This is a genomic window from gamma proteobacterium symbiont of Axiagastus rosmarus (assembly GCF_059730925.1).
Map to the genome: position 1 here is coordinate 1,606,315 of NZ_AP035925.1, position 21,403 is coordinate 1,627,717.

The following is a 21,403-nucleotide window of genomic DNA, read 5'->3' on the forward strand; positions in this document are numbered from 1 at the left end:
TGTTACTGGTAACACCTAGCGAGACCACAGACAGGAGTATGTAATGTCCAAGCAACAGATCGGCGTTGTAGGTATGGCAGTGATGGGGCGCAACCTTGCTCTTAACATCGAAAGCCGCGGTTACACAGTCTCAATCTTTAACCGTTCACGTGAAAAGACTGATGAAGTTATCGCTGAAAATCAGGGCAAAAAACTTGCTCCTTATTACTCCGTGGAAGAATTTGTCGAGTCGTTAGAAAAACCCCGCCGCATCCTTCTGATGGTACAGGCAGGCGAAGCGACAGATAAAACCATCGCTTCACTGACGCCACACCTCGATAAGGGCGACATTCTGATTGATGGTGGTAACACCTTCTATAAAGACACTATCCGTCGTAATAAAGAACTGTCTGATCAGGGCTTCAACTTCATCGGTACCGGTGTCTCCGGCGGCGAAGAGGGCGCACTGAAAGGCCCATCGATCATGCCTGGCGGTCAGAAAGAAGCGTATGAACTGGTAGCGCCAATTCTGGATAAAATTGCTGCGCGTGCAGAAGACGGTGAAGCCTGCGTTACTTACATCGGTCCGGACGGTGCTGGTCACTATGTGAAGATGGTTCACAACGGTATCGAGTATGGCGATATGCAGCTGATTGCAGAAGCATATGCTTTACTGAAAGGCGCACTCGGTCTGAATAATGAAGAGCTGGCTAAAACCTTCACTGACTGGAACAACGGTGAGCTGAGCAGCTACCTGATCGACATCACCAAAGATATCTTCACCAAAAAAGATGAAGACGGTAAATACCTGGTTGATGTGATTCTGGATGAGGCAGCCAACAAAGGTACTGGTAAATGGACCAGCCAGAGCTCCCTGGACCTTGGCGAGCCACTTTCTCTGATCACTGAGTCAGTATTTGCTCGTTACCTCTCTTCACTCAAGTCACAGCGTGTTGCAGCTTCTAAAGTGCTGAGCGGCCCTCAGGCGCAAGCCTTCACCGGTGACAAAGCTGAGTTCATTGAGAAAGTGCGCCGTGCATTGTATCTGGGTAAGATCGTTTCTTATGCTCAGGGCTTCTCTCAGCTGCGTGCGGCTTCAGAAGAGAACAACTGGGATCTGCATTACGGTGAAATCGCGAAGATCTTCCGTGCTGGTTGCATCATCCGTGCACAGTTCCTGCAGAAAATTACTGATGCTTATGCGACCGATGCTAACATCGCAAACCTGTTGCTGGATCCCTACTTCAAAAACATCGCTGATGAATATCAGCAGGCGCTGCGTGATGTTGTCTCTTATGCCATCCAGAACGGTATTCCAACGCCAACCTTCTCAGCGGCAATTGCATACTACGATAGCTATCGCTCAGAAGTGCTGCCTGCCAACCTGATTCAGGCGCAGCGCGACTATTTTGGTGCGCACACTTATAAGCGTATTGATAAAGACGGTGTGTTCCATACTGAATGGCTAGTTTGATCATTTATCTTTAGTAAAAAATCCCAGCTTGCTGGGATTTTTTGTTTTCTTTTATTATTCAATTAAATTATCTCGGGATTTAAAAAGTGAAACTTATTATTCAAATGCCATGTTTCAATGAGGCTGGAACTTTAGCAATTGCTTTGGCAGCGTTACCCCGTCATGTCAAGGGGTTTGATAAAGTCGAATGGCTTATAATTGATGATGGCAGTACGGACAATACTGTTGAAGTCGCTAAGGAATGCGGTGTTGATCATATTGTTCAACATATGGGTAATAAAGGATTAGCAGTAGCTTTTATGACGGGTATAGATAACTGTCTAAAATTAGGTGCTGATGTAATAATTAACACTGATGCAGATAATCAATACAATGCTGATAATATTCCTGATTTAGTAACTCCAATTCTTGAAAAAAAAGCTGAAATGGTTATCGGTGCCAGACCAATAGCAACCATTGAACATTTTTCACCTGCAAAAAAGTTTCTGCAAAAATTGGGTAGTTGGGTTGTAAGGGGAGCAAGTAAAACAAATATTCCTGACGCACCTAGTGGGTTTCGAGCAATAAGCCGAAGCGCTGCACAGAAATTGATCGTTTTTAGCGAATATACTTACACATTAGAAACCATAATTCAGGCGGGACAAAAAGATATTTCAATCTGCTCTGTACCTGTTGACGTTAATGATGACCTTCGCCCATCAAGGCTAGTAAAAAGTATTCCCTCATATATTCAAAGAAGTATATTTACTATTATAAGAATATTTGTCATCTATAGACCATTCAGATTCTTTTTAACAATTGGTTCTTTATTGATGTCAGTCGGGGTTTTGATTAGTATAAGATATTTATATTTTTACTTTTTCCGTGATGGTGAAGGGCATATTCAGTCGCTGATTCTTTCCGCCATTTTAATCATGATGGGATTCCAAACGATATTAGTCTCATTTTTGGCTGATTTGTTATCCGCCAACCGGAAATTATTAGAAGATATTCGTGTTAAGACAAATAAGATATTACATGATGAAAAAGAGTGATTCGGTATTTTATTAGGGTGTGGATGAGATGAACGGTAAAATACCTGTAAACAATAGCACAAGTGTAAGTGCTAATAAAAAAAATTACGCAAAAGCGTTGAATTTTATTGGTGGCCTTATTGCAATACTGAGCATTATCTTTGTAGCATTGCGTTTGAATAGCTATCTTACAAGTGAAAGCTTGTCGTTTTTTAATTTGAAGCATGTTTTCATTGTGTTGATACTGGTTGTTCTTTATGGACTTGGTAGTCTATTGTTAGGATGCGCCTGGAAAAACATTTTGGCAATGTCTGGTTCTGAGAAAAAGCTTAAGTGGGCAATTTCAACTTATGGTCTAGCCCAAATTGGAAAATATATACCCGGCAATATATTTCATTTGGCAGGCCGTCAGGCATTAGGTTTGAAAGATGGCGTATCAGGAGTAGCCCTTGCTAAGTCCACTGTTTGGGAGCTTGGTTTGTTAGCAATAAGTGGAGCAGTTTTTCTGATAATTGCAGCCCCCGCTTATTTTAATCTTCCTGAAATAGCGACAGTATTATCTTTGCCTGTTTTTTTAGTAACAACAGTCGTTTTCTATTACTTTTTATCTGTTTTTTTTAATGAGTTGTTAGGTAAAGCTTTTATACAGCAAGTTATATTTCTAACCTTGTCAGGATTTATCTTTTATTTCCTTATTTGCATTGTAAGTGAACAGGGTTTTCTTGATTTTAGTAAAATGCATTTCCTCTTTTTCGTGCCTGCAGCCTTTGTTACAGCCTGGTTAATAGGATTGGTCACCCCTGGAGCTCCGGCAGGAATGGGGATTAGAGAGGTTGTGCTTATTTACTTATTGGGCGGATTATACGATAAGGATATTATAATTTTAACAGTATTGATCTCCAGGATAGTCACTGTGTTAGGTGATGTGTTTTTTTATACTATTTCTTTTTATATTCGGAGAATCAACTAAGATGATGGTTGGTGATGTTAAATTCTCTTCTGGGAATTTTGTTTTCTGTACAATATGCTTATTATTGGCATTAATAATCAACAATGTTATACCTTTTTTATCACTGCCTACAATGGGACAGGCGCTGTGGGCTATGGGTTATGCGAAATCTCTATCTAACGAAGGTTTTTTCAATTTATATGCTTATGATATAGGGTTCCCACACCCTGCCGCTATCGCATTTGGATTATCCGCTGTTTTACCATTAAGTTGGTTAATTAAGTTCGGCATTTTGCCCGAGGCTGCTTATAGCTTAGTTTTTGCTTTATATATTGGCTTGGCATTCTTAGGATGCTATAAAATCAGTAGGTTATTTCATGCAAGCCAAAATATTGCATCTATTTTTTCATTACTTTGGCTTATCACACCAGTTATCGGACGCCACTCAGGCTATTCGATGTTGATGCTTGGAATAGCTCTCATTCCATTTTATTGTTGGATAACCTATGTTTTCTTTCAGGCATCTGAATATGATTTCAGTCAGCTTTCATTAAAGTTTTTAGCCTTTCTAAGTTCTGTAATTATATCCGTTTTTATGGATGGCTATACTTTTATCATGTTTGCGGTAGCAGCATCTGCAATAGCTTTATTCTCATTCCTTCAATCAGCCAATAAAAAACCATTCTTTCTCAAGAAATTAATTGGATATTTAGTGGCTTTTTGCTGTGCTTACCTTCTTTATTCCTGTTTCATAGGGAAAAGTTCATATCAGCCAGAGTCTTTAGATTTTTTTAGAGGTTGGGGGTTAGATTTAAGCTTTTTATTTATTCCTACTCAAGGTGTGTTTTGGTTTTATGATCTATTAGCTTTATCGAAACATCGAACAGCATCACAATTTTTTGGTGATGCCTCAGTATGGAATACGAGCTTTATTTTGCCATTTTTATTGTTAGGTGTAATTGGATGGTATCAAAACAAGAGAAAAAGTATCTGGTTTTATTGTGTTTTTATTTTGGGTGTTTTTTCTGTTTATATGGCACTAGGACCATCGATAAAGCTTTTCTCATTTAAACCTGATAATTACATCGCGCCATCTGATATGGCTAATACTATGCTAATGCCTGAGAAGTATGCATTAGCTCCAACTGGTAATTCTTTTATATCGCAATACCTTCCTGGCTTCAATGTTATGCGAGCCTCATATAGGTGGATCGCTTTAGCATCCTTTTGCTTTTGGGTCCTAACTTTAAGTATGTTGGTAAGAGTAAGTAAAAAGAGGCAATATATATTTTCAATTCTACTGGTCGCTCTATTTCTTCCTCATTTATCTAAGGCCTGGAACTATGGAAGAGCTAATTTTTTATCCGTAGCGGATATTAACAAGAAAATGGTCGACAATCTTAAAATTGATATCGATCGTTCGTCTCGAGTGGCATTCATTCCATGGAATAATGATTTCTTTGCTAATTATTTAGCGCCTTATTCTAATTTCAAAACCTTTAATATTGGTGGTGATAAGAATTTAGATGTGGCTAAATTGCATTGGCCGCCGGTTATGCTCAATCTACAAGGAGCAGTTTCTGACGCTCAAATTCCTTATATAACTCAGTTGTTATTAAATAAAGACGTTGATTATATCATAATTCCTTTTGTTAACATGTTATGGTCTGCCCATTATTGGGAATGCCCTGAGGATACACTACTGCCTTTATCATCAGAAAAGCGGATTTCACTTAAAAATGATCTGGATTTCAAGTGTCCCGCTGTTATAAAAAAGAATTATTCGTCTTTAATTTATAAATTAGATGAGATTCCATTCTTCAATGTTAAAGAAAGAGATTACTATGCTGTTATTAGTTTAGATGAAAAGAAATATACCGAATATCTTAACTCCGAAAACATCCATTATCCTTTTGTTATAAATGATACAGATTTCAATCTTGACTTTGTACTTGATGATGGATGGTATTATAGAGAACCGGGTCATGTTTGGTCAAAAGATAAGGCAGTTTTACAACTTCCAGTGCCAAATGACTCATCGAATTTTTATGTGCTTAAATATAATGTTTTATTATCAAACGTAAGAAATTCGGTTGATATAGAGTTTAAAACTTCACAAAATAATCAGATTGTTACAGAGGAAGTTACATCCAAAACCAATGATGCTTCGATTGTTTTAATTCCAATCGATCATTCTCAGAAGGTCCAAAAGATAGAGTTGTTTGTAAAGGACGCTAAATCTCCAGCTGAGTTAGGTCTTGGTACGGATAACAGAATGTTAGGACTTTCTTTACAGGAAGTATCTATAAAACATTAATCTTTAACGGCCTTTAAATAGGCCGTTTTTTTCCTATACCAGCAAATCCCCTCTGCGTCCCGCATTTTCCCCCGCCAGCCTCACCACCAGCATCCCAGTCGTGACAAACTTGGTCAGGTTTCGTGCATACAGCACGCCGCCAAACTCAGCCACCAGCGGTGTCACGTAGTCATTAATCGGGTCGACAACCTCCGCCACCACTTCGCCCGCTTTAACCCACTCGCCTAACTTTCTGCGGTTCAGCAGCAGTCCGGAGTGTGGCGCGTGGATGTACTCACAGCCCGCCAGTTGCGTTGGCGCGTGGATCAGGGCAGGGGAGTCTCCGGTTTCTCCGGCAATATAACCCCCTTCAATCAGCGCATTGATAATCGCATCCGCATCCTTCTCCGCCTGTTCCGGCGATACATCGGCTACGCCGCGCAGTTCCAGCGTCACCGGCAGCAGGCCGCGCGGCATCGGGTAGTCCTTGCCAAAACGCTCAGCCAGTGTCAGCCAGGGTTCGCAGCAGGCCTCATCAAACGGCTCTCCGCCAGAGATCTGCGCCAGTAGCTGCACTTCACTGCCAAGCCAGCGCGCCAGCGGCTCAATCTCCGACCAGGCGTGCGGTGTGGTGTAAAGATGCGGCAAGGCATCCCAGTCGCAGTGCAGGTCAATCATCAGGTCTGCCTGGCTGGCCATGCGCATCAGGGTGAATCGCTGGGCCTCCAGTTCGCTTTTGGCGATGCGGTCGCGGTAGTGACGATCGATGGCGTCGCGAATCAGTCGTTTGTTTTCATATTCACTCTGTGTCAGCGAGCCAGCCAGTTCTGCCGCCAGCGTATCGCCCAGCGCCGGGAAGCGACGGTTAAAATCCTGACCAGAAAGAGTATGAAAACGTCCGAGGTGAGTGCCGTGCCAGTGCTGACCCAGCGCGAGCGGATTCGCGACCGGCACCAAAGTGACTTTGGCTTTCAGCTTGCCCGCCGACTCCAGCGCCAGCAGCTTCTGCTTGAGATACCACGCCACCGCCATGCCCGGCAGCTCATCGCCGTGCAGCGCCGCCTGAATATACACCCGCTGCTGTGAGTCGGTGCCGAAGTGGAAGCTGACAATTTCCCGCTGGGTGCCCAGCGTCGCGCTTAACAAAGGATGATGTTGTTGTTGCATAACGCAGTCGATGTCCTGTGTCTGGGGCACGCTCGTGGCCGCGCCGCATGAAATTGATGAAGGGAATTATAGTTCTGCTGGAAAAAGGGCGGCAAATGCGCCGCCCCATCGATCACGGCTTAATAGAGATATCCGTCGCAAAATACTTCTTCTGCAAGGTATCAAAGGTACCGTTCTTTTTGATTTCCGCGAAGGCGTTGTCCAGCGCGGTTTTTAATTCGGTGTCGCCTTTGCGCAGGCCGATGGCGGTGCCAGGGCCGATAATCGGATCCTGCACAATCGGGCCAGCCAGTTCGAAATCTTTGCCCTGCGGATGTTTCAGGAAGCCGTTTGCGGCTTGTGCGGCATCGGTGAACACCACGTCAAGGCGTCCGGAAATCAGGTCGCTCTCAACCTGTGCCTGATCGCCATACGGCACCACGTTCACGCCGTGCGGCTGCCATTTTGCCAGCGCGTAGCGCTCCTGCACGGTACCCTGTTCCACGCCCACGGTTTTGCCTTTCAGCGATTCTGCGGTGGGCAGCAGGCCGGAGCCTTTACGCGCAATCAGCTGGGTGTGTGTGTCGTACAGCGGCACGGTGAAGTCGATCTGCTTCAGACGCTCTTCGGTGATGCCCATATCCGACAGGATGGCGTCAAACTTACGCGCCTTCAGTGCCGGGATCATGCCATCAAACTGGCTCTCGACCCACACGCATTTGGCCTGCATCTGCGCGCACAGCGCATTGCCGAGGTCGATGTCAAACCCGACCAGCTTGCCCTGCGGCGTTTTGGATTCAAAAGGGGGATAGGTTGGATCAACGGCGAAACGCACCTGATCGATTTTTGCCTGAGCGCCGAACGCGCAGCCTGCCAGCACAGCCAGTGCCAGCGTCTGGCGCAGACGGGCGGTAAAACGGGAACTTGCCATAGTTGCGGTCTTCTTTTGTCGTGATGATAAGTCATCGAGAGTACCGCTCAGCGTGGTGTATGGCAATTAGAGTATTATTTTCATCACGTTACCATTATGCAGTGCGCGGTAATCCTCCACCTGCAGTACCACCGACTTCTCCAGCAGCCCGGCGTTAAAGGCAATTTCGTCGTAGCGCTCGAACAGCAGCGGGTCCACCACCAGCTGTAAATCCGCATGAAAGCTAAACGGTGGAATCGCGCCAAACACGCAGCCGGTCAGCGCATCCACTTCAGCCGGCGAGGCCAGCGATGCGCGACGGCCACCCACGGCGGCTGCCACTTTACTCAGGTCGGCCTGCTGGTCGGCCGGTAGCACCGCCAGCACATGCTGTTTGATGCCGTTGCCCTTGACGTGACACACCAGCGCTTTGGCGCCTTGTCCCACTTCCGTGCCACGAATTGCGGCCACGGCTTCACACTTTCCGGTCGCTTCATGCTCCATGAGCCGGTAACGGGCGTTGTGCTGATCGAGCAGGGCGAGCAATTTTTCATGCGTGGTCATGGGGGGTTCCATTCTGATGAAGCGCAATTGATCGCACTCTTTTGAGAAGAATTCTGCTCAAAATCGAGCCAGAAAGCCCGTTTTGAGCAGCATGGCGCACAAGCGTTACTTATGGCGTGCGCGCAGGTTGTTGATGATGGTGCTGAGATCCAGTTCCTGATCCTGCAGCAGCACCAGCAGATGGTACAGCAGGTCGGAGGCTTCGTTAGTCAGTTCATGGCGGTCATTGACGGTAGCGGCCAGCGCGGTCTCAACACCTTCTTCTCCCACCTTCTGTGCGATACGCTTGGTGCCGCTGGCGTACAGCTTCGCCGTATAGGAGCTGGCCGGATCGGCACTTTTACGTGAGGCCAGCAGTTGCTCCAGCTGATACAGGAAAGTCCAGTCCGGTGCGGCAGGCGAAAAGCAGCTCGAGGTACCGAGATGGCAGGTGGGGCCAATCGGATTGGCCAGCACCAGCAGCGTGTCGTTATCGCAATCCGGCGTGATGCTGATCACTTTGAGGAAGTGGCCCGACGTTTCGCCTTTGGTCCATAAACGGTTTTTGGTGCGGGAGAAGAAGGTGACGTTGCCGTCGGCCAGCGTCTTGTGCAGCGCGTCCCCGTTCATATAACCGTGCATCAGCACTTCGCCGGAGACGTTGTGCTGGACGATGACGGGCATCATGCCCGCGGTTTTGGCCCAGTCCAGTCTGGCCAGTTGTTCTGCAGTTAACACGCGCGAATCTCCACACCGTTGTCGATCAGGAAGTTTTTCAACTCGCCGATATTGATAATTTGTTTGTGAAACACCGAAGCCGCCAGCGCGCCGTCGACGTTTGCCTGCTCAAAGGCTTCGAGGAAATGCGCCATGGTTCCTGCGCCGCCGGAGGCGATCAGCGGCACCTTACACACATCGCGCACCTTCTTCAGCTGCACCAGGTCGTAGCCGTTACGCACGCCGTCCTGATTCATCATATTCAGTACGATCTCGCCAGCGCCCAGCTTCTGCACTTCCTCTACCCAGTCCAGCGTTTCCCACTGGGTAACGCGGGTGCGCGCTTCGTCGCCGGTATACTGATTGACGTGATACTTGCCGCTGGCTTCATCAAACCAGGTATCGATGCCGACCACGATACACTGCACGCCGAAGCGGTCCGCCAGCCGGGTAATCAGCGTCGGATCGGCCAGCGCCGGTGAGTTGATGGAGATCTTATCTGCGCCAAACTGCAGAATGCGCGCCGCATCTTCCGGGGTTTTGATGCCCCCGGCGACGCAGAACGGAATATCGATCACTTCCGCCACGCGCGATACCCAGCTTTTATCCACCACGCGGCCGTCGGAAGAGGCGGTGATATCGTAAAACACCAGTTCGTCAGCGCCTTCCTGGGCATAGCGCTGCGCCAGCGGTACGATGTCACCAATGATTTCGTGGTTGCGGAACTGCACGCCTTTCACTACTTGCCCGTCACGCACATCCAGACAGGGGATTATCCGTTTTGCCAGCATGCAATTGCCTCCGCTACCGTAAATTTATCTTCCAGCAGGGCGCGACCGACAATCACACCCTGTGCACCGCTGCCGCGCAGGGCCGCGATATCGTCCAGTGAACCGATGCCGCCGGAAGACTGGAACGCGATATCCGGAAACGCCTGGGATACTTCCTGATACAGCGCCACGTTGGAGCCGCTCAGCGTGCCGTCGCGCGAAATATCGGTGCACAGCACATGTTTCAGGCCCACCGGCTGATACCAGCCGATCACCTCTTCCAGCGTCACGCCTGCCGCTTCCTGCCAGCCGCTGATCGCCACTTCTTTGCGATTGCTGGCGTCAATGCGCACGTCAAGCGCCAGCACAATGGCGTCGGCACCGAATTCGCTGAACCAGCTTTTCACTTCTTCCGGCTGCTTCACTGCGGTGGAGCCAACCACCACGCGCGTGGCGCCGGCTGCCAGCAGGGCGGCCACATCGTCACGATGACGAATACCGCCGCCAACCTGCACCGGCACGCTGACGCCGCGTAAAAGCGTGGTCAGCAGCGGGATCTGGCGCTTTGCCGGATCTTTCGCCCCGGTCAAATCCACCAGATGTAACACTTCCGCGCCCTGGCGTTCATAATCCTGCAGGCGCGGCAGGGGATCGTTGCCGTAATCGCGCTGCTGGCTGTAGTCGCCCTGATGCAGGCGCACCACTTTGCCGTCAATCAAATCTAATGCGGGGATAATCATCACATCTCCAGGAAGTTTTTCAGCAGCTGCGCGCCGGCTTTACCCGAGCGCTCCGGGTGGAACTGCACGCCGAAGAAGTTATCTTTCTGCAGGGCGGCGGTGAACGGCAGGCCATAGTCGCACTGGGCGATGGTGGCGGCATTCACCGGCATGGCGTAGCTGTGCACAAAGTAGAAATAGCTGCCGTCCGGAATGTTGCGGAACAGGTGATTGCCGGCCTGCGCGGTGATCTGGTTCCAGCCCATATGCGGCAGCGGTAAACCCCGGGTATCCATCAGCGATACCGGCTCATCAACGATGCCGAGCGTGCTGACGCCGCCGTTCTCGTCGCTGCCGCGTCCGAGCAGCTGCATGCCGAGACAGATGCCGAGCACCGGCTGGGTGCAGGCTTTCACCAGCTCGATCAACTCGCGCTCCTGCAGCTGGTCCATCGCCGCCCGCGCGGTACCGACGCCGGGCAGAAACAGTTTGTCGGCGCGCAGTACCACGTCCGGATCGCGGCTCACCGCGGGCGTGTAGCCAAGACGCTCAATCGCCCACTTAACCGAAGAGAGGTTGGCGCAGCCGGTATCAAGAATCACCACGTTCATTACAGCACTCCTTTCGAGCTCGGCAGGGTGTTGCCCTCAACGCGAATCGCCTGACGCAGCGTGCGGCCAAAGGCTTTGAACAGGCTTTCCACGCGGTGATGATCGTTGCGGCCTTTGGTTTTCAGGTGCAGCGTGCTCATCATGGCGTACGACAGCGAGCGGAAGAAGTGCTCGACCATTTCGGTGCTCAGGTCGCCAACGCGCTGATAGCTGAACTCGGCTTTGTATTCGAGGTGCGGACGACCGGAGATATCCAGCGCGCAGCGCGCCAGGCACTCATCCATCGGCAGCACGAAGCCGAAGCGGCCGATGCCGCGCTTGTCGCCCAGCGCCTTCAGCAGCGCTTCGCCCAGCGCCAGGCCGGTGTCTTCTACCGTGTGGTGATCGTCGATATACAGGTCGCCTTTCACCTCGATGTTCATGCGGAAGCCGCCGTGCACGGCGATCTGATCCAGCATGTGATCAAAGAAGCCGACGCCGGTGTTGATTTTGCTGCCGCCTTCGCGATCCAGCCACACTTCCACTTTAATCTGCGTCTCTTTGGTGTTGCGGTTCACCAGCGCGTGACGATCGCGTTTGGTCAGGCGCGCCTGAATCGCGTCCCAGTCTTCGCCTTCCGCACCGTAGCGCAGGCCCTGAATGCCCATGTTCTGCGCCAGCTGGATGTCGGTCAGACGGTCGCCAATCACATAGCTGTTGGCGGTATCCAGCGCGCCGTCGGCCAGCCAGGCTTCGACCATTTTGGTCTTTGGCTTGCGGCAGTCGCAGTTCTCTTCCGGCAGATGCGGGCAGATCAGGATGTCGCTGAAGTTCACGCCCTGTGAGCGCAGGATCTGCATCATCAGGTTGTGCGGGCCGTCAAAATCGGCCTGCGGGAAGCGCTCAGTGCCCAGGCCGTCCTGGTTGGTGATCATCACCAGCTGATAACCCGCCTCCTGCAGCGCCAGCAGGGCCGGGATGGCGTTCTTCTCAAACGCCAGCTTCTCCATACGGTCCACCTGAAAATCCGTCGGCGGCTCAGAGATGAGGGTACCATCGCGGTCGATAAAAAGGATCTTCTGACTCATGCTTGCTCCACAGATAAGGCTTGCAGCGCGGCGATTAGGCGCTCGCACTCTTCACGGGTGCCGATGGAGATGCGCAGACATCCCGCCAGGCCAGGGTTTTTGTTTTGGTCGCGCAGAATAATGCCCTGATCCCACAGCGTTTTAAACACTTTTGGCGAGTCAGTGAAGCGCGCCAGAATATAGTTAGTCTCGCTCGGGAAGACCTGCTGTACCACGCTCAGCTGCGGCAGCTGTTCGCACAGCCAGGCGCGGTTGTCGTTAAGCTGCTGCGCGTGCTGACGCATCAGCGCGATGCCTTGCTCGCTCAGCGCCTGCGCCGCCACGTCGGCCACCGGCGTCGCCAGCGGGTAAGGTGCAATCACTTTCAGCAGCAGATCGATCACCGGCTTGTTGGCCAGCGTAAAGCCGCAGCGCAGGCCAGCCAGCGCAAAGGCCTTCGACAGCGTGCGCAGAATCACCAGGTGCGGGAATTCCTGCAGCCAGCCGGCCAGCGTTGCTTGCGGGCAGAACTCGATGTAGGCTTCGTCGGCGACCACCAGCGCTTTGCCGGCGGTCATCGCCAGCAGCTGGCGAATGTCATCCTGATTAATCAGATTGCCGGTCGGGTTGTTCGGGCTGCACATGTAAACCACTTTCACGCCGTCCAGCTGGTCCGCGATGGCGGGCAGGTTGAGCTGCCAGTTGTCCAGTGCCGGCACGGTGCGGTACTCAATGCCGATGGTTTCGGCGCTGACGCTGTACATGCCGTAGGTCGGCGGGCAGAACAGAATGGCGTCTTTGCCCGGTTCGCAGAAGGCGCGCATCAGCAGCTCAATCCCTTCATCCGCCCCGCGGCTCACCAGCACCTGCTCCGGCTGAACGCCGGCATAGGCGGCATAGCGCGAAATGACTAATTTGGGCTGGCACTCCGGATAGCGGTTCAGCGTCTGCTGCGACAGCTCAAACGGCACCGGCAGCGGAAACTCGTTCGCATTCAGCCATACATCACCGTTGCCACCAAGGCGACGAGCAGACTGATAGGGCGTCAGCGCACGCACGTTGGCGCGGGCTAAATCTTCAACGTTGTTGCTCATGCTTGCTCCTTCAGGGCGGCAACGCGCAGGCTTACGGCATTTTTGTGCGCGTCCAGCTGTTCCGCGGCGGCGAGGGTTTCAATGGTGGCGGCGAGGTTGAGGAAGCCCTGCGGCGTCAGCTCCTGTACCGTCATACGTTTCTGGAAATCGGCCAGCCCAAGGCTGGAGCAGGTCGCGGTGTAGCCATAGGTCGGCAGCACGTGGTTAGTGCCGGAGGCATAATCACCGGCGGATTCCGGCGACCAGTCGCCGAGGAATACCGAACCGGCGCTGGTGATCTCCTCAACCAATGCGCGCGGCTGGCGCGTCTGGATAATCAGGTGCTCCGGGCCGTACTGATTGGAGATTTCCACGCACTGCGCCAGATCCTGCGCCACAATCAGGCGGCTGCTCTCCAGCGCCTGACGGGCCGTAGCGGCACGCGGCAGCTGCGCCAGCTGTTGTTCAACCGCCAGCGCCACGCCTTCGGCCAGCTGCAGTGAAGGCGTCAGCAGGATCACCTGAGAATCCGGACCGTGTTCGGCCTGCGACAGCAAATCTGAAGCGACAAACGCCGGCGTCGCGCCTTCGTCGGCAATCACCAGCACTTCAGACGGACCGGCAGGCATGTCGATCGCCGCGCCGTCGAGACGCTGGCTGACCTGGCGTTTCGCTTCGGTCACGTACGCGTTGCCCGGGCCAAAAATCTTGTCCACTTTCGGTACGCTTTCTGTGCCGAAGGCGAGGGCGGCAATCGCCTGCGCGCCGCCGACCTGAAACACTTCCTGCACGCCGCACAGCTGCGCCGCGTACAGAATTTCATCGGCAATTGGCGGCGGCGAGCACAGCACCACGCGGCCGCAGCCGGCAATGCGCGCCGGCGTTGCCAGCATCAGCACGGTAGAGAACAGCGGCGCCGAGCCGCCAGGAATATACAGGCCGACCGACTTCACCGGACGGGTGATCTGCTGGCAGCGCACGCCCGGCTGGGTTTCCACGTCCACCGGCGGCAGAATCTGCGCGTTGTGGAAGGTTTCGATATTCGCCATGGCGTCTGCCATCGCCTGCTTTAAATTGTCGCTCAGCCGCTCGCCGGCCGCCTGCATCTCAGCGGCAGATACGCGCAGATTCTCCACCTGGGCTTTGTCGAAGCGCGCGCTGAACGCCCGCAGTGCCGCGTCGCCCTGCTGTTTCACCTGCACCAGCACGTCCTGCACGGTGGCGCTGATGCTGGCCGATGCCGAGATTGCCGGACGCTGCAGCAGCGCCTGCTGCTGTTCGGCACTGCACGCCTGCCAGTCGATAGGTTGCATGATTGCGCTCATCGGTTACTCCAGCATTTTTTCAATTGGCAGCACGAGGATCGAACTGGCACCCAGCGCCTTCAGTTTTTCCATGGTTTCCCAGAACAGCGTTTCGCTGCTCACCATGTGCATCGCCACGCGGCTCACTTCACCGGCTAGCGGCAGCACGGTAGGGCGCTCGGCACCCGGCAGCAGGGCGATAACTTCTTCCAGCCGCTCGCTCGGCGCGTGCAGCATGATGTATTTGGATTCACGCGCTTTAATCACGCCCTGAATACGCGTCATCAGCGTGTCCACCAACTGCTGTTTCGCCGCTGGCAGTTCGCCATCGCGCTGAATCAGCACCGCTTTAGAGCGGTAGATCACTTCAACTTCACGCAGGCCGTTAGCTTCCAGCGTGGCGCCGGTAGACACCAGGTCGCAAATGGCATCGGCCAGACCGGCGCGCGGTGCCACTTCAACGGAGCCGTTCAGCAGGCAGGATTTAAACGCGATGCCTTGTTTATCAAGGTATTTCTTTAGCAGGTGCGGGTAAGAGGTGGCGATACGGGCATTATTCAGGCATTGCGGACCGGTGTACTCGGCATCGACTGGCATTGCCAGTGACAGGCGGCAACCGCCGAAATCGAGGCGGCGCAGCGTAAAGTAGCGCGGGTCTTCGCCCTGCGCGCGGCGCGTCAGCAGCTCCTCTTCCAGCACGTTTTCGCCAACGATACCGAGGTCGACCACGCCATCCATCACCAGGCCAGGGATATCGTCATCGCGCACGCGCAGGATGTCGATCGGCATGTTCTCCGCAAACGCAATCAGACGCTGCTGCTGAAGGTTAATTTTAATACCGCAGCGTGCCAGCAGTTCGCGTGATTCATCACTCAAACGGCCAGATTTCTGCATAGCTATGCGTAAACGGGTGTTATCTAACATGGTTCCTGTCCTCTTATTCAATCCTGTCTGAAGCGTATCGGGTTGCGTTAGCCCATAAAAAAACCCCCGGAAGATGATCTTCCGGGGGCTCTCTTTGCGCTCGCACCACTGGAAGATCCTAAACGTCTTCCAGCACACATCGCCTGAAAGACTAGTCAGGGTGATGGTGATGATGGTGGTTGAACTGAACGCGTGTCATAAAAAATTCCGTTGCTGAATGAGTATTCATTTGCGTGCTGATTAACCTAACGAAGATGGCGGCGCTTGGCAACCCTTTTTTAACGTCAGTTTTCGCAACCTTCGGCAACAGTTTGCGCTGGTCTGGCTGACGCGCTGGCACTAAGATGGGGTGTCTTAGCGCGGGAGAGCAGGAGTCGATATGAAAAAGGTGGCGATTGTAGGTCTGGGATGGCTGGGAATGCCGCTGGCGATGGCGCTGTCAGCGCGCGGCTGGCAGGTGACCGGCAGCAAAACCTCACCGGATGGCGTCGATGCGGCGCGCCGCTGTGGCATTGATGCGTTTCAGCTGGTGCTGTCACCGGAGCTGGAGTGTGAAGCAGATGATTTGGCCGCACTGATGGCGGTGGATGCGCTGGTGGTGACGCTGCCTGCCAGCCGCACCGTGCAGGGCGGCGAAGATTACATGCAGGCGGTGCAGAACGTGGTCGATACCGCGCTGGCGAATAAAGTGCCGCGCATCATCTTTACCAGCTCTACCTCGGTATACGGCAGCGGCGACGGAGTGAGAAAAGAGAGCAGTGCGCTGCAGCCGGAGACGGTAGCGGGCAAAACGCTGGTGGAGCTGGAAAACTGGCTGCATGACCTGCCGGGCACCAGCGTGGATATCGTGCGTCTCGCCGGACTGGTCGGCCCGAACCGCCATCCGGGGCGTTTCCTCGCCGGTAAAACCAACCTGGAAAACGGCGCGCACGCGGTGAACCTGGTGCATCTTGATGATGTGGTCGACGCGATTGTGCTGCTGCTGCAAACGCCGAAGGGCGGGCACGTTTACAACCTGTGCGCCCCGAAACATCCATCACGCGACAGCTTTTACCCGAGCGTGTCGAAGCAGTTAGGCCTGGTGCCACCGACGTTTGTTGCCGAGCCAGTGCGCGCCAGCGGCAAGGTGATTGACGGTTCGAAGATTTGTCACGAGCTGGGGTTTGAGTACAGCTACGATGACCCGATGAAGATGCCGCTGGAGTAGGGGCGGTGCGGGGTTGCCCTCACCCTAACCCTCTCCCGCCCGCGGGAGAGGGAACCGCCCGAGCGTTTATTTCGCTGGTTTCGTCACTTTGACAAACGGCAGCATCACCCTCAGACAGATGATCTCACGACCATTTTCCTACTCTATACAGATGAACGCACCATCATTCTCTCTCTCCCTGCAGATGAACGCACCATCCTTCTCCCTCTCCCCGTGGGAGAGGGCCGGGGTGAGGGCAGCAAACCGCACCCACCTAAACCCCCAGCCGATCCCTTAACGCATACCAGGCCGCGCCCATCGCCGTCAGTGGCACCTTAAAGCGTCTTCCGCCGGGAAACGGCAGGTGCGGCAGCTTCGCAAACGCATCAAACCGCTCTGCATGGCCGCGCAGCACTTCGGCGATCAGCTTGCCGGAGAGGTGCGTACAGGTCACGCCATGTCCGCTATCGCCCTGCATAAAGAACACATTCTTCTCCAGCTGACCAAACTGCGGCATGCGCGACAGCGTGAGCAGGAAGTTACCGCTCCAGCGATGGCTGATCTTCACGTCGCGCAACTGCGGAAAGGTGCGCAGCAGCTTGGGCCGGATCAACGCCTCGATGTCTTCCGGTTCGCGTGCGCCGTACACCACGCCGCCGCCGTACAGCAGGCGGTTGTCGGCGGTCAGGCGGAAGTAATCCAGCAGATAGTTACAATCTTCCACACAGTGGTTATTAGGCATCAGCCCCAGCGCCTGATCGCGGCTCAGCGGCTCGGTGGTGACGATCTGCGAGCCGCACGGCATGCTTTTGCGCCCCAGTCGCGGTTCCAGCTGTGATGGCAGATAAGCGTTGCCGGCAAAAATCACAAAGGTGGCACTGACTTCACCCTGCGCGGTTTTGACCCGGTTGGGTGCGCCGTAGGTCACTGCCAGCGCCGCCGACTGCTCATAAATACGGCCGCCGTGCCGGCGAATTGCCTCGGCTTCACCTAACGCCAGATTGAGCGGATGCAGATGACCGCCGCGCCGGTCCAGCAGACCGCCGACGTAACGGTCGGTGGCCACCTCACGGCGGATGCCGCGCTCGTCCAGCAGCTCCAGATCGCTGTTGCCGTAACGCGCCCAGCTGGCCTGCTGGCTGCGCAGATGCCCCATCTGGCGCTGATTGAGGGCTGCGAAAATGCCGCCGGGACGATAGTCGCAGGCGATGGCGTAACGATCGATGCGGTCGCGGATAATCTCCGCCCCTTCGAACATCATGCTGCCCAGCATCTGCGCAGTCTGTTTGCCGTAGCGCTGCTCAATCACATCGACATCGCGACTGTAGGAATTCACCACCTGGCCGCCGTTGCGGCCGCTGGCGCCAAAGCCGACGCGGGCCGCTTCCAGCACCACCACATCGTAACCGGCTTCGGTGAGAAACAGCGCGGAAGAGAGCCCGGTAAACCCGCCGCCGATGATGCAGACGTCACACTGAATGCTCTCCTGCAGCTGCGGCCACGGCGCGTGCGCGTTGGCGGTCGCGGCGTAATAACTTTGCACGTGGTGCATCATAACCTCCTGTAGCGCGTGAACTCAGAAATTGGCGGGCGTATGCGCGCTGACAATGCGACACGGCTGATCTGACGTATTGGTAAAACTGTGCGGCAAACCGGTATCAATCACGTAGCTTTCGCCGCGGTTAAGGTGATAACTCTGACCGTTCACCACCAGGGTGATTTCCCCCTCCAGCACCGTGCCGGTCTCTTCCCCCGGATGGCGCAGCTTTTCACCGGTGCTGGCCCCCGGCTCGTAGCGTTCCAGCAGCATCGCCAGCGCGCGCTTCGCCGCACCGTTATCAATCAGCTGTAAAGAAACACCGAGGCTGCCGATCTCAACGCAATCATCCGGGCGCACGATGATGCGCGGCGTGGCATTCACTTTCGGCTCCGAGAAAAACTCCGACAGCGACAGTCCATACACTTTGAGTAGCTTTTGTAACGTGCTGACTGCCGGGCTGACTTTATCCTGCTCAATGGTGCTGATAGCGCTGTGTGTTAAACCTGACAACTCAGCGACGCGACGCTGAGACAATCCCAACTCCTGCCGGATTTGCGATAAGCGTCGTCCGGGCGCCAGAGTGGCATCATTCATGGCTGCTTTTCCTTGTGATAACGTGCTGCGGCGTGGATAAAGGCCTCGAATAAACGGCGCGAGACCGGATCGCGATCGGATTGCCACTCCGGATGCCATTGCACCGCCAGCGCAAACGGATGCTGGCGCAGGCTGACGGCTTCGATCAGGCCATCCGGCGCGCGGGCTTCAATGCGTAACTGCGGGCCAGGCTCGCGGATGCCCTGGCCGTGCAGCGAATTGACCGCGAAAGCAGCAGCGCTGCCCAGCAGCTGGCTCAGCAGGCCGTCGGGTTCGGGCTGCACCAAATGCGCCGGCGCGTACTGCTGTTCCAGCGGCTGGCTGTCATCTTCGCGGTGCTCCTGAAACAGGTGCGTCTGATGCAGCTGGCGATGCAGCGCGCCGCCGTTGGCGACCACCAGCTCCTGCAAACCGCGGCAGATGCCCAGCATCGGCATTTTTTTCCCGCTGGCGTGGGTGATAAGCGCAAAGGACAAGCGGTCACGCGACGGATCGGCATGCGCCTCATGGCCCTCTTCACCGTAATGCCAGGGTTCAATATTGCTTGGGCTGCCGGTGAGCAAAATGCCGTCCAGCAGCGTCATACTGTTTTCTAATAGCTGCGGCGCGTGCATCAGCTGATGCGGCAAAGGCAGCGGCACGCCACCGGCGAGCACCACGGCGTCGAGGTATTTGTTATGCACGGTCTGCCCAACATGGTTGCCGATGGGGTTCTGGCACATCACTACGCCAATCAAAGGCTTGTCAAAAATAATGCCCATTACGTCTCCACGCTGCTGTTCAATATTTTCGCCGGTTTTGCGCGCTAAGTAGAAAAAGTGTGCAATATATTGTCAATCTAGCAACCGTCTGGTTGTTCTTCAAACAGAATTGTTACATTTGCACACCATTTGCGTTAGAGCTATGTTAGAGGTGTGGCTGTTATTTTGAGCATGTGCAAACCATCTTAAACGGTATAGGGCGGGTGGGAAGATGACGAACCTCGTGGAAGTAGAAGACTTCACGCGACACAGTGAAGAAAAACGAACCAGCGCGTTCCAGCTGGAGGTGAAAACCTGGCTGGAACGCCATCCGGAAACGCAGTATGTCGATATTCTGTTAAACGATCTCAACGGGGTATTTCGCGGTAAACGCATTCCCGTCTCCGCGTTAGCTAAGCTGGAAAAAGGGTGTTACTTTCCGGCCTCGGTTTTCGCCATGGACATTCTCGGCAACACCGTCGAGGAAGCCGGCCTCGGACAGGCGCTCGGCGAACCTGATAACCTCTGCATACCGGTCCCCGGGACCTTAATTCCTTCCGCCTCTGACCCGCAACGCATCGCCCAGCTGCTGCTGACCATGTGCGACCAAGATGGCACTCCCTTTGACGTTGAACCCCGAAACGTGCTGAACCGGCTGTGGCAACAGCTGCGCAATCGCGGTCTGTTTCCGGTGGTAGCGGTAGAGCTGGAGTTCTATCTGGTGGACAAAAAGCGCGATGCCGAAGGCTATATTCAGCCGCCGTGTGCGCCGGGGAGCGAAGAGCGCAACATGCAGAGTCAGGTCTATTCGCTGGATAATCTCGACCATTTTGCCGACGTACTGCGCGATATTGACGCGCTGGCGAAACTGCAGAATATCCCAGCCGACGGCGCGCTGGCGGAAGCCTCACCGGGCCAGTTCGAAATCAACCTGCACCATACGCGTGATATCCTCAAAGCCTGCGACGACGCCATTCTGCTGAAGCGGCTGGTGCGTCAGGTGGCAGAGAATCACGGCATGACCGCCACGTTTATGGCCAAGCCGTATGAGGAGTATGCGGGCAGCGGCATGCACGTACACATCAGCATGCTGGATGCGGCCGATCACAACGCCTTTGCGCTGGATGATGGCAGCGATTCGCCGCTGCTGAAGCGGGCGCTGGCTGGCATGATCGATCTGATGCCGGCATCAATGGCGCTGCTGGCGCCCAACGTCAATGCGTTTCGTCGCTTCCTGCCGGAGGCGTTTGTGCCGCTGCAGGCGTCATGGGGGCACAACAACCGCACGGTGGCGCTGCGCATTCCCTGCGGCGATGTAGAAAACCATCGCGTCGAGTACCGTGTGGCGGGCGCCGATGCCAATCCGTATCTGGTGGTGTCAGCAATTATTGCCGGTATCTTGCACGGTCTGGATAATCAGCTACCCTTACCGCATCCGGTGAAGGGCAACGGTCACGAGGCGGAAGGGCTGGAACTGCCGATTCGCCAGAGCGATGCGCTGTACGAGTTTGAAAACAGCTATCCGCTGCAAAAGCTGCTCGGCGAACGCTTCAGCGGCGTGTGGCACAGCTGCAAACAGTATGAATTGCGCGAGTTTGAACGGCTGATCACCGCCACGGAAATTGACTGGATGCTGAAGAACGCCTGACCGACAGAAGAATTGATCCAACGTCTTGTGTCGATGGCCTAAGTTGGGGCAAAATACGCGCCCTGCAAAAGACAAAACATAACCGACGCTTATTACGTCGGTTATTTTTTTGCATGGTGCTTTCACTACATGAACGAGGCCGGACACGCATCCGGATAGATAGACACTGAAACACGCTTGTGCGTGAGATTTGAGGAACAAAGATGGGACTGTTTACAATT

General features: G+C 53.8%; 21 protein-coding genes and 1 other annotated feature. Of the genes, 6 read left to right on the top strand and 15 right to left on the bottom strand.

Annotation, left to right across the window (positions count from 1 at the left end; translation table 11 throughout):
• The first annotated feature begins 43 nt into the window (after nucleotides 1-43).
• The 4 genes from gnd to AC6I8F_RS07350 all read left to right on the top strand — a co-directional run bounded on the left by gnd (nucleotide 44) and on the right by AC6I8F_RS07350 (nucleotide 5,732).
• Entirely contained in the window at nucleotides 44-1,453 is a 1,410-nt protein-coding gene (gene gnd, locus AC6I8F_RS07335) for an NADP-dependent phosphogluconate dehydrogenase (protein WP_058757307.1), read from the top strand.
• Nucleotides 1,454-1,539: 86 nt separating this feature from the next.
• Nucleotides 1,540-2,487, top strand: coding sequence for a glycosyltransferase family 2 protein (locus AC6I8F_RS07340; protein WP_088516586.1), 948 nt, complete (start codon nucleotides 1,540-1,542; stop codon nucleotides 2,485-2,487).
• A gap of 28 nt (nucleotides 2,488-2,515) precedes the next feature.
• The gene (locus tag AC6I8F_RS07345; RefSeq protein WP_146068683.1) at nucleotides 2,516-3,436 is read left to right on the top strand and encodes a hypothetical protein; all 921 of its coding nucleotides are present in this window, start codon (nucleotides 2,516-2,518) and stop codon (nucleotides 3,434-3,436) included.
• A 1-nt stretch (nucleotide 3,437) separates the two neighbouring features.
• Complete coding sequence (locus AC6I8F_RS07350) at nucleotides 3,438-5,732, top strand: hypothetical protein (RefSeq protein WP_498028682.1); 2,295 nt, start codon at nucleotides 3,438-3,440, stop codon at nucleotides 5,730-5,732.
• 33 nt (nucleotides 5,733-5,765) lie between these two features.
• Here the strand turns inward: AC6I8F_RS07350 and AC6I8F_RS07355 are convergent, their stop codons facing one another.
• The 12 genes from AC6I8F_RS07355 to hisL all read right to left on the bottom strand — a co-directional run bounded on the left by AC6I8F_RS07355 (nucleotide 5,766) and on the right by hisL (nucleotide 15,673).
• Nucleotides 5,766-6,878 carry a succinylglutamate desuccinylase/aspartoacylase family protein gene (locus AC6I8F_RS07355; protein ID WP_498028683.1) on the bottom strand — a complete coding sequence of 371 codons (1,113 nt, stop codon included), beginning with the start codon at nucleotides 6,876-6,878 and terminating at the stop codon, nucleotides 5,766-5,768.
• A 112-nt stretch (nucleotides 6,879-6,990) separates the two neighbouring features.
• A complete protein-coding gene (locus AC6I8F_RS07360) occupies nucleotides 6,991-7,788 on the bottom strand; it encodes an ABC transporter substrate-binding protein (RefSeq protein WP_058782016.1) in 798 nt (265 codons plus the stop codon).
• Between the two features lie 66 nt (nucleotides 7,789-7,854).
• Nucleotides 7,855-8,331, bottom strand: coding sequence for a YbaK/prolyl-tRNA synthetase associated domain-containing protein (locus AC6I8F_RS07365; RefSeq protein ID WP_072209928.1), 477 nt, complete (start codon nucleotides 8,329-8,331; stop codon nucleotides 7,855-7,857).
• A 105-nt stretch (nucleotides 8,332-8,436) separates the two neighbouring features.
• A complete protein-coding gene (gene hisIE, locus AC6I8F_RS07370) occupies nucleotides 8,437-9,048 on the bottom strand; it encodes a bifunctional phosphoribosyl-AMP cyclohydrolase/phosphoribosyl-ATP diphosphatase HisIE (protein ID WP_264251463.1) in 612 nt (203 codons plus the stop codon).
• Nucleotides 9,042-9,818: an imidazole glycerol phosphate synthase subunit HisF gene (gene hisF / locus AC6I8F_RS07375; protein ID WP_021509351.1), complete on the bottom strand. Its 777-nt coding sequence runs from the start codon at nucleotides 9,816-9,818 to the stop codon at nucleotides 9,042-9,044. Before hisF ends, hisIE begins: the two co-directional genes overlap by 7 nt.
• Entirely contained in the window at nucleotides 9,800-10,537 is a 738-nt protein-coding gene (gene hisA / locus AC6I8F_RS07380) for a 1-(5-phosphoribosyl)-5-[(5-phosphoribosylamino)methylideneamino]imidazole-4-carboxamide isomerase (protein ID WP_058782007.1), read from the bottom strand. The genes hisF and hisA overlap by 19 nt, the downstream gene beginning before the upstream one ends.
• Nucleotides 10,537-11,127 (bottom strand): imidazole glycerol phosphate synthase subunit HisH, encoded by a 591-nt coding sequence (gene hisH, locus AC6I8F_RS07385; protein ID WP_141495236.1) that lies wholly within the window; start codon nucleotides 11,125-11,127, stop codon nucleotides 10,537-10,539. Before hisH ends, hisA begins: the two co-directional genes overlap by 1 nt.
• A complete protein-coding gene (hisB, locus tag AC6I8F_RS07390; RefSeq protein ID WP_021509354.1) occupies nucleotides 11,127-12,194 on the bottom strand; it encodes a bifunctional histidinol-phosphatase/imidazoleglycerol-phosphate dehydratase HisB in 1,068 nt (355 codons plus the stop codon). The genes hisH and hisB overlap by 1 nt, the downstream gene beginning before the upstream one ends.
• Nucleotides 12,191-13,267: a histidinol-phosphate transaminase gene (gene hisC, locus AC6I8F_RS07395; RefSeq protein WP_021509355.1), complete on the bottom strand. Its 1,077-nt coding sequence runs from the start codon at nucleotides 13,265-13,267 to the stop codon at nucleotides 12,191-12,193. Before hisC ends, hisB begins: the two co-directional genes overlap by 4 nt.
• On the bottom strand, nucleotides 13,264-14,571 hold the full coding sequence (gene hisD, locus AC6I8F_RS07400) for a histidinol dehydrogenase (RefSeq protein ID WP_125311276.1): 1,308 nt from the start codon (nucleotides 14,569-14,571) through the stop codon (nucleotides 13,264-13,266). The genes hisC and hisD overlap by 4 nt, the downstream gene beginning before the upstream one ends.
• Before the next feature lie 3 nt (nucleotides 14,572-14,574).
• Nucleotides 14,575-15,474, bottom strand: coding sequence for an ATP phosphoribosyltransferase (hisG, locus tag AC6I8F_RS07405; protein WP_031280070.1), 900 nt, complete (start codon nucleotides 15,472-15,474; stop codon nucleotides 14,575-14,577).
• A gap of 54 nt (nucleotides 15,475-15,528) precedes the next feature.
• Nucleotides 15,529-15,650, bottom strand: a sequence feature (His leader region).
• Nucleotides 15,626-15,673 (bottom strand): his operon leader peptide, encoded by a 48-nt coding sequence (gene hisL / locus AC6I8F_RS07410; protein ID WP_100396937.1) that lies wholly within the window; start codon nucleotides 15,671-15,673, stop codon nucleotides 15,626-15,628. (Overlaps the previous feature by 25 nt.)
• A gap of 180 nt (nucleotides 15,674-15,853) precedes the next feature.
• On the opposite strand from hisL, the gene AC6I8F_RS07415 reads away from it, so the two are divergent.
• On the top strand, nucleotides 15,854-16,681 hold the full coding sequence (locus AC6I8F_RS07415) for an SDR family oxidoreductase (protein ID WP_058757317.1): 828 nt from the start codon (nucleotides 15,854-15,856) through the stop codon (nucleotides 16,679-16,681).
• A gap of 253 nt (nucleotides 16,682-16,934) precedes the next feature.
• On the opposite strand, the gene AC6I8F_RS07420 is transcribed toward AC6I8F_RS07415, so the two are convergent.
• Genes AC6I8F_RS07420 through puuD form a run of 3 tightly spaced genes read right to left on the bottom strand, consistent with a single transcriptional unit; the run spans nucleotide 16,935 to nucleotide 19,555 of the window.
• Complete coding sequence (locus tag AC6I8F_RS07420) at nucleotides 16,935-18,215, bottom strand: NAD(P)/FAD-dependent oxidoreductase (protein ID WP_058771096.1); 1,281 nt, start codon at nucleotides 18,213-18,215, stop codon at nucleotides 16,935-16,937.
• A 21-nt stretch (nucleotides 18,216-18,236) separates the two neighbouring features.
• Nucleotides 18,237-18,794 carry an HTH-type transcriptional regulator PuuR gene (gene puuR, locus AC6I8F_RS07425; protein ID WP_031280073.1) on the bottom strand — a complete coding sequence of 186 codons (558 nt, stop codon included), beginning with the start codon at nucleotides 18,792-18,794 and terminating at the stop codon, nucleotides 18,237-18,239.
• The gene (gene puuD / locus AC6I8F_RS07430) at nucleotides 18,791-19,555 is read right to left on the bottom strand and encodes a gamma-glutamyl-gamma-aminobutyrate hydrolase (protein ID WP_021509363.1); all 765 of its coding nucleotides are present in this window, start codon (nucleotides 19,553-19,555) and stop codon (nucleotides 18,791-18,793) included. Before puuD ends, puuR begins: the two co-directional genes overlap by 4 nt.
• A gap of 211 nt (nucleotides 19,556-19,766) precedes the next feature.
• On the opposite strand from puuD, the gene AC6I8F_RS07435 reads away from it, so the two are divergent.
• Nucleotides 19,767-21,182 (top strand): glutamine synthetase family protein, encoded by a 1,416-nt coding sequence (locus AC6I8F_RS07435; protein WP_021509364.1) that lies wholly within the window; start codon nucleotides 19,767-19,769, stop codon nucleotides 21,180-21,182.
• The last annotated feature ends 221 nt before the right edge of the window (nucleotides 21,183-21,403 follow it).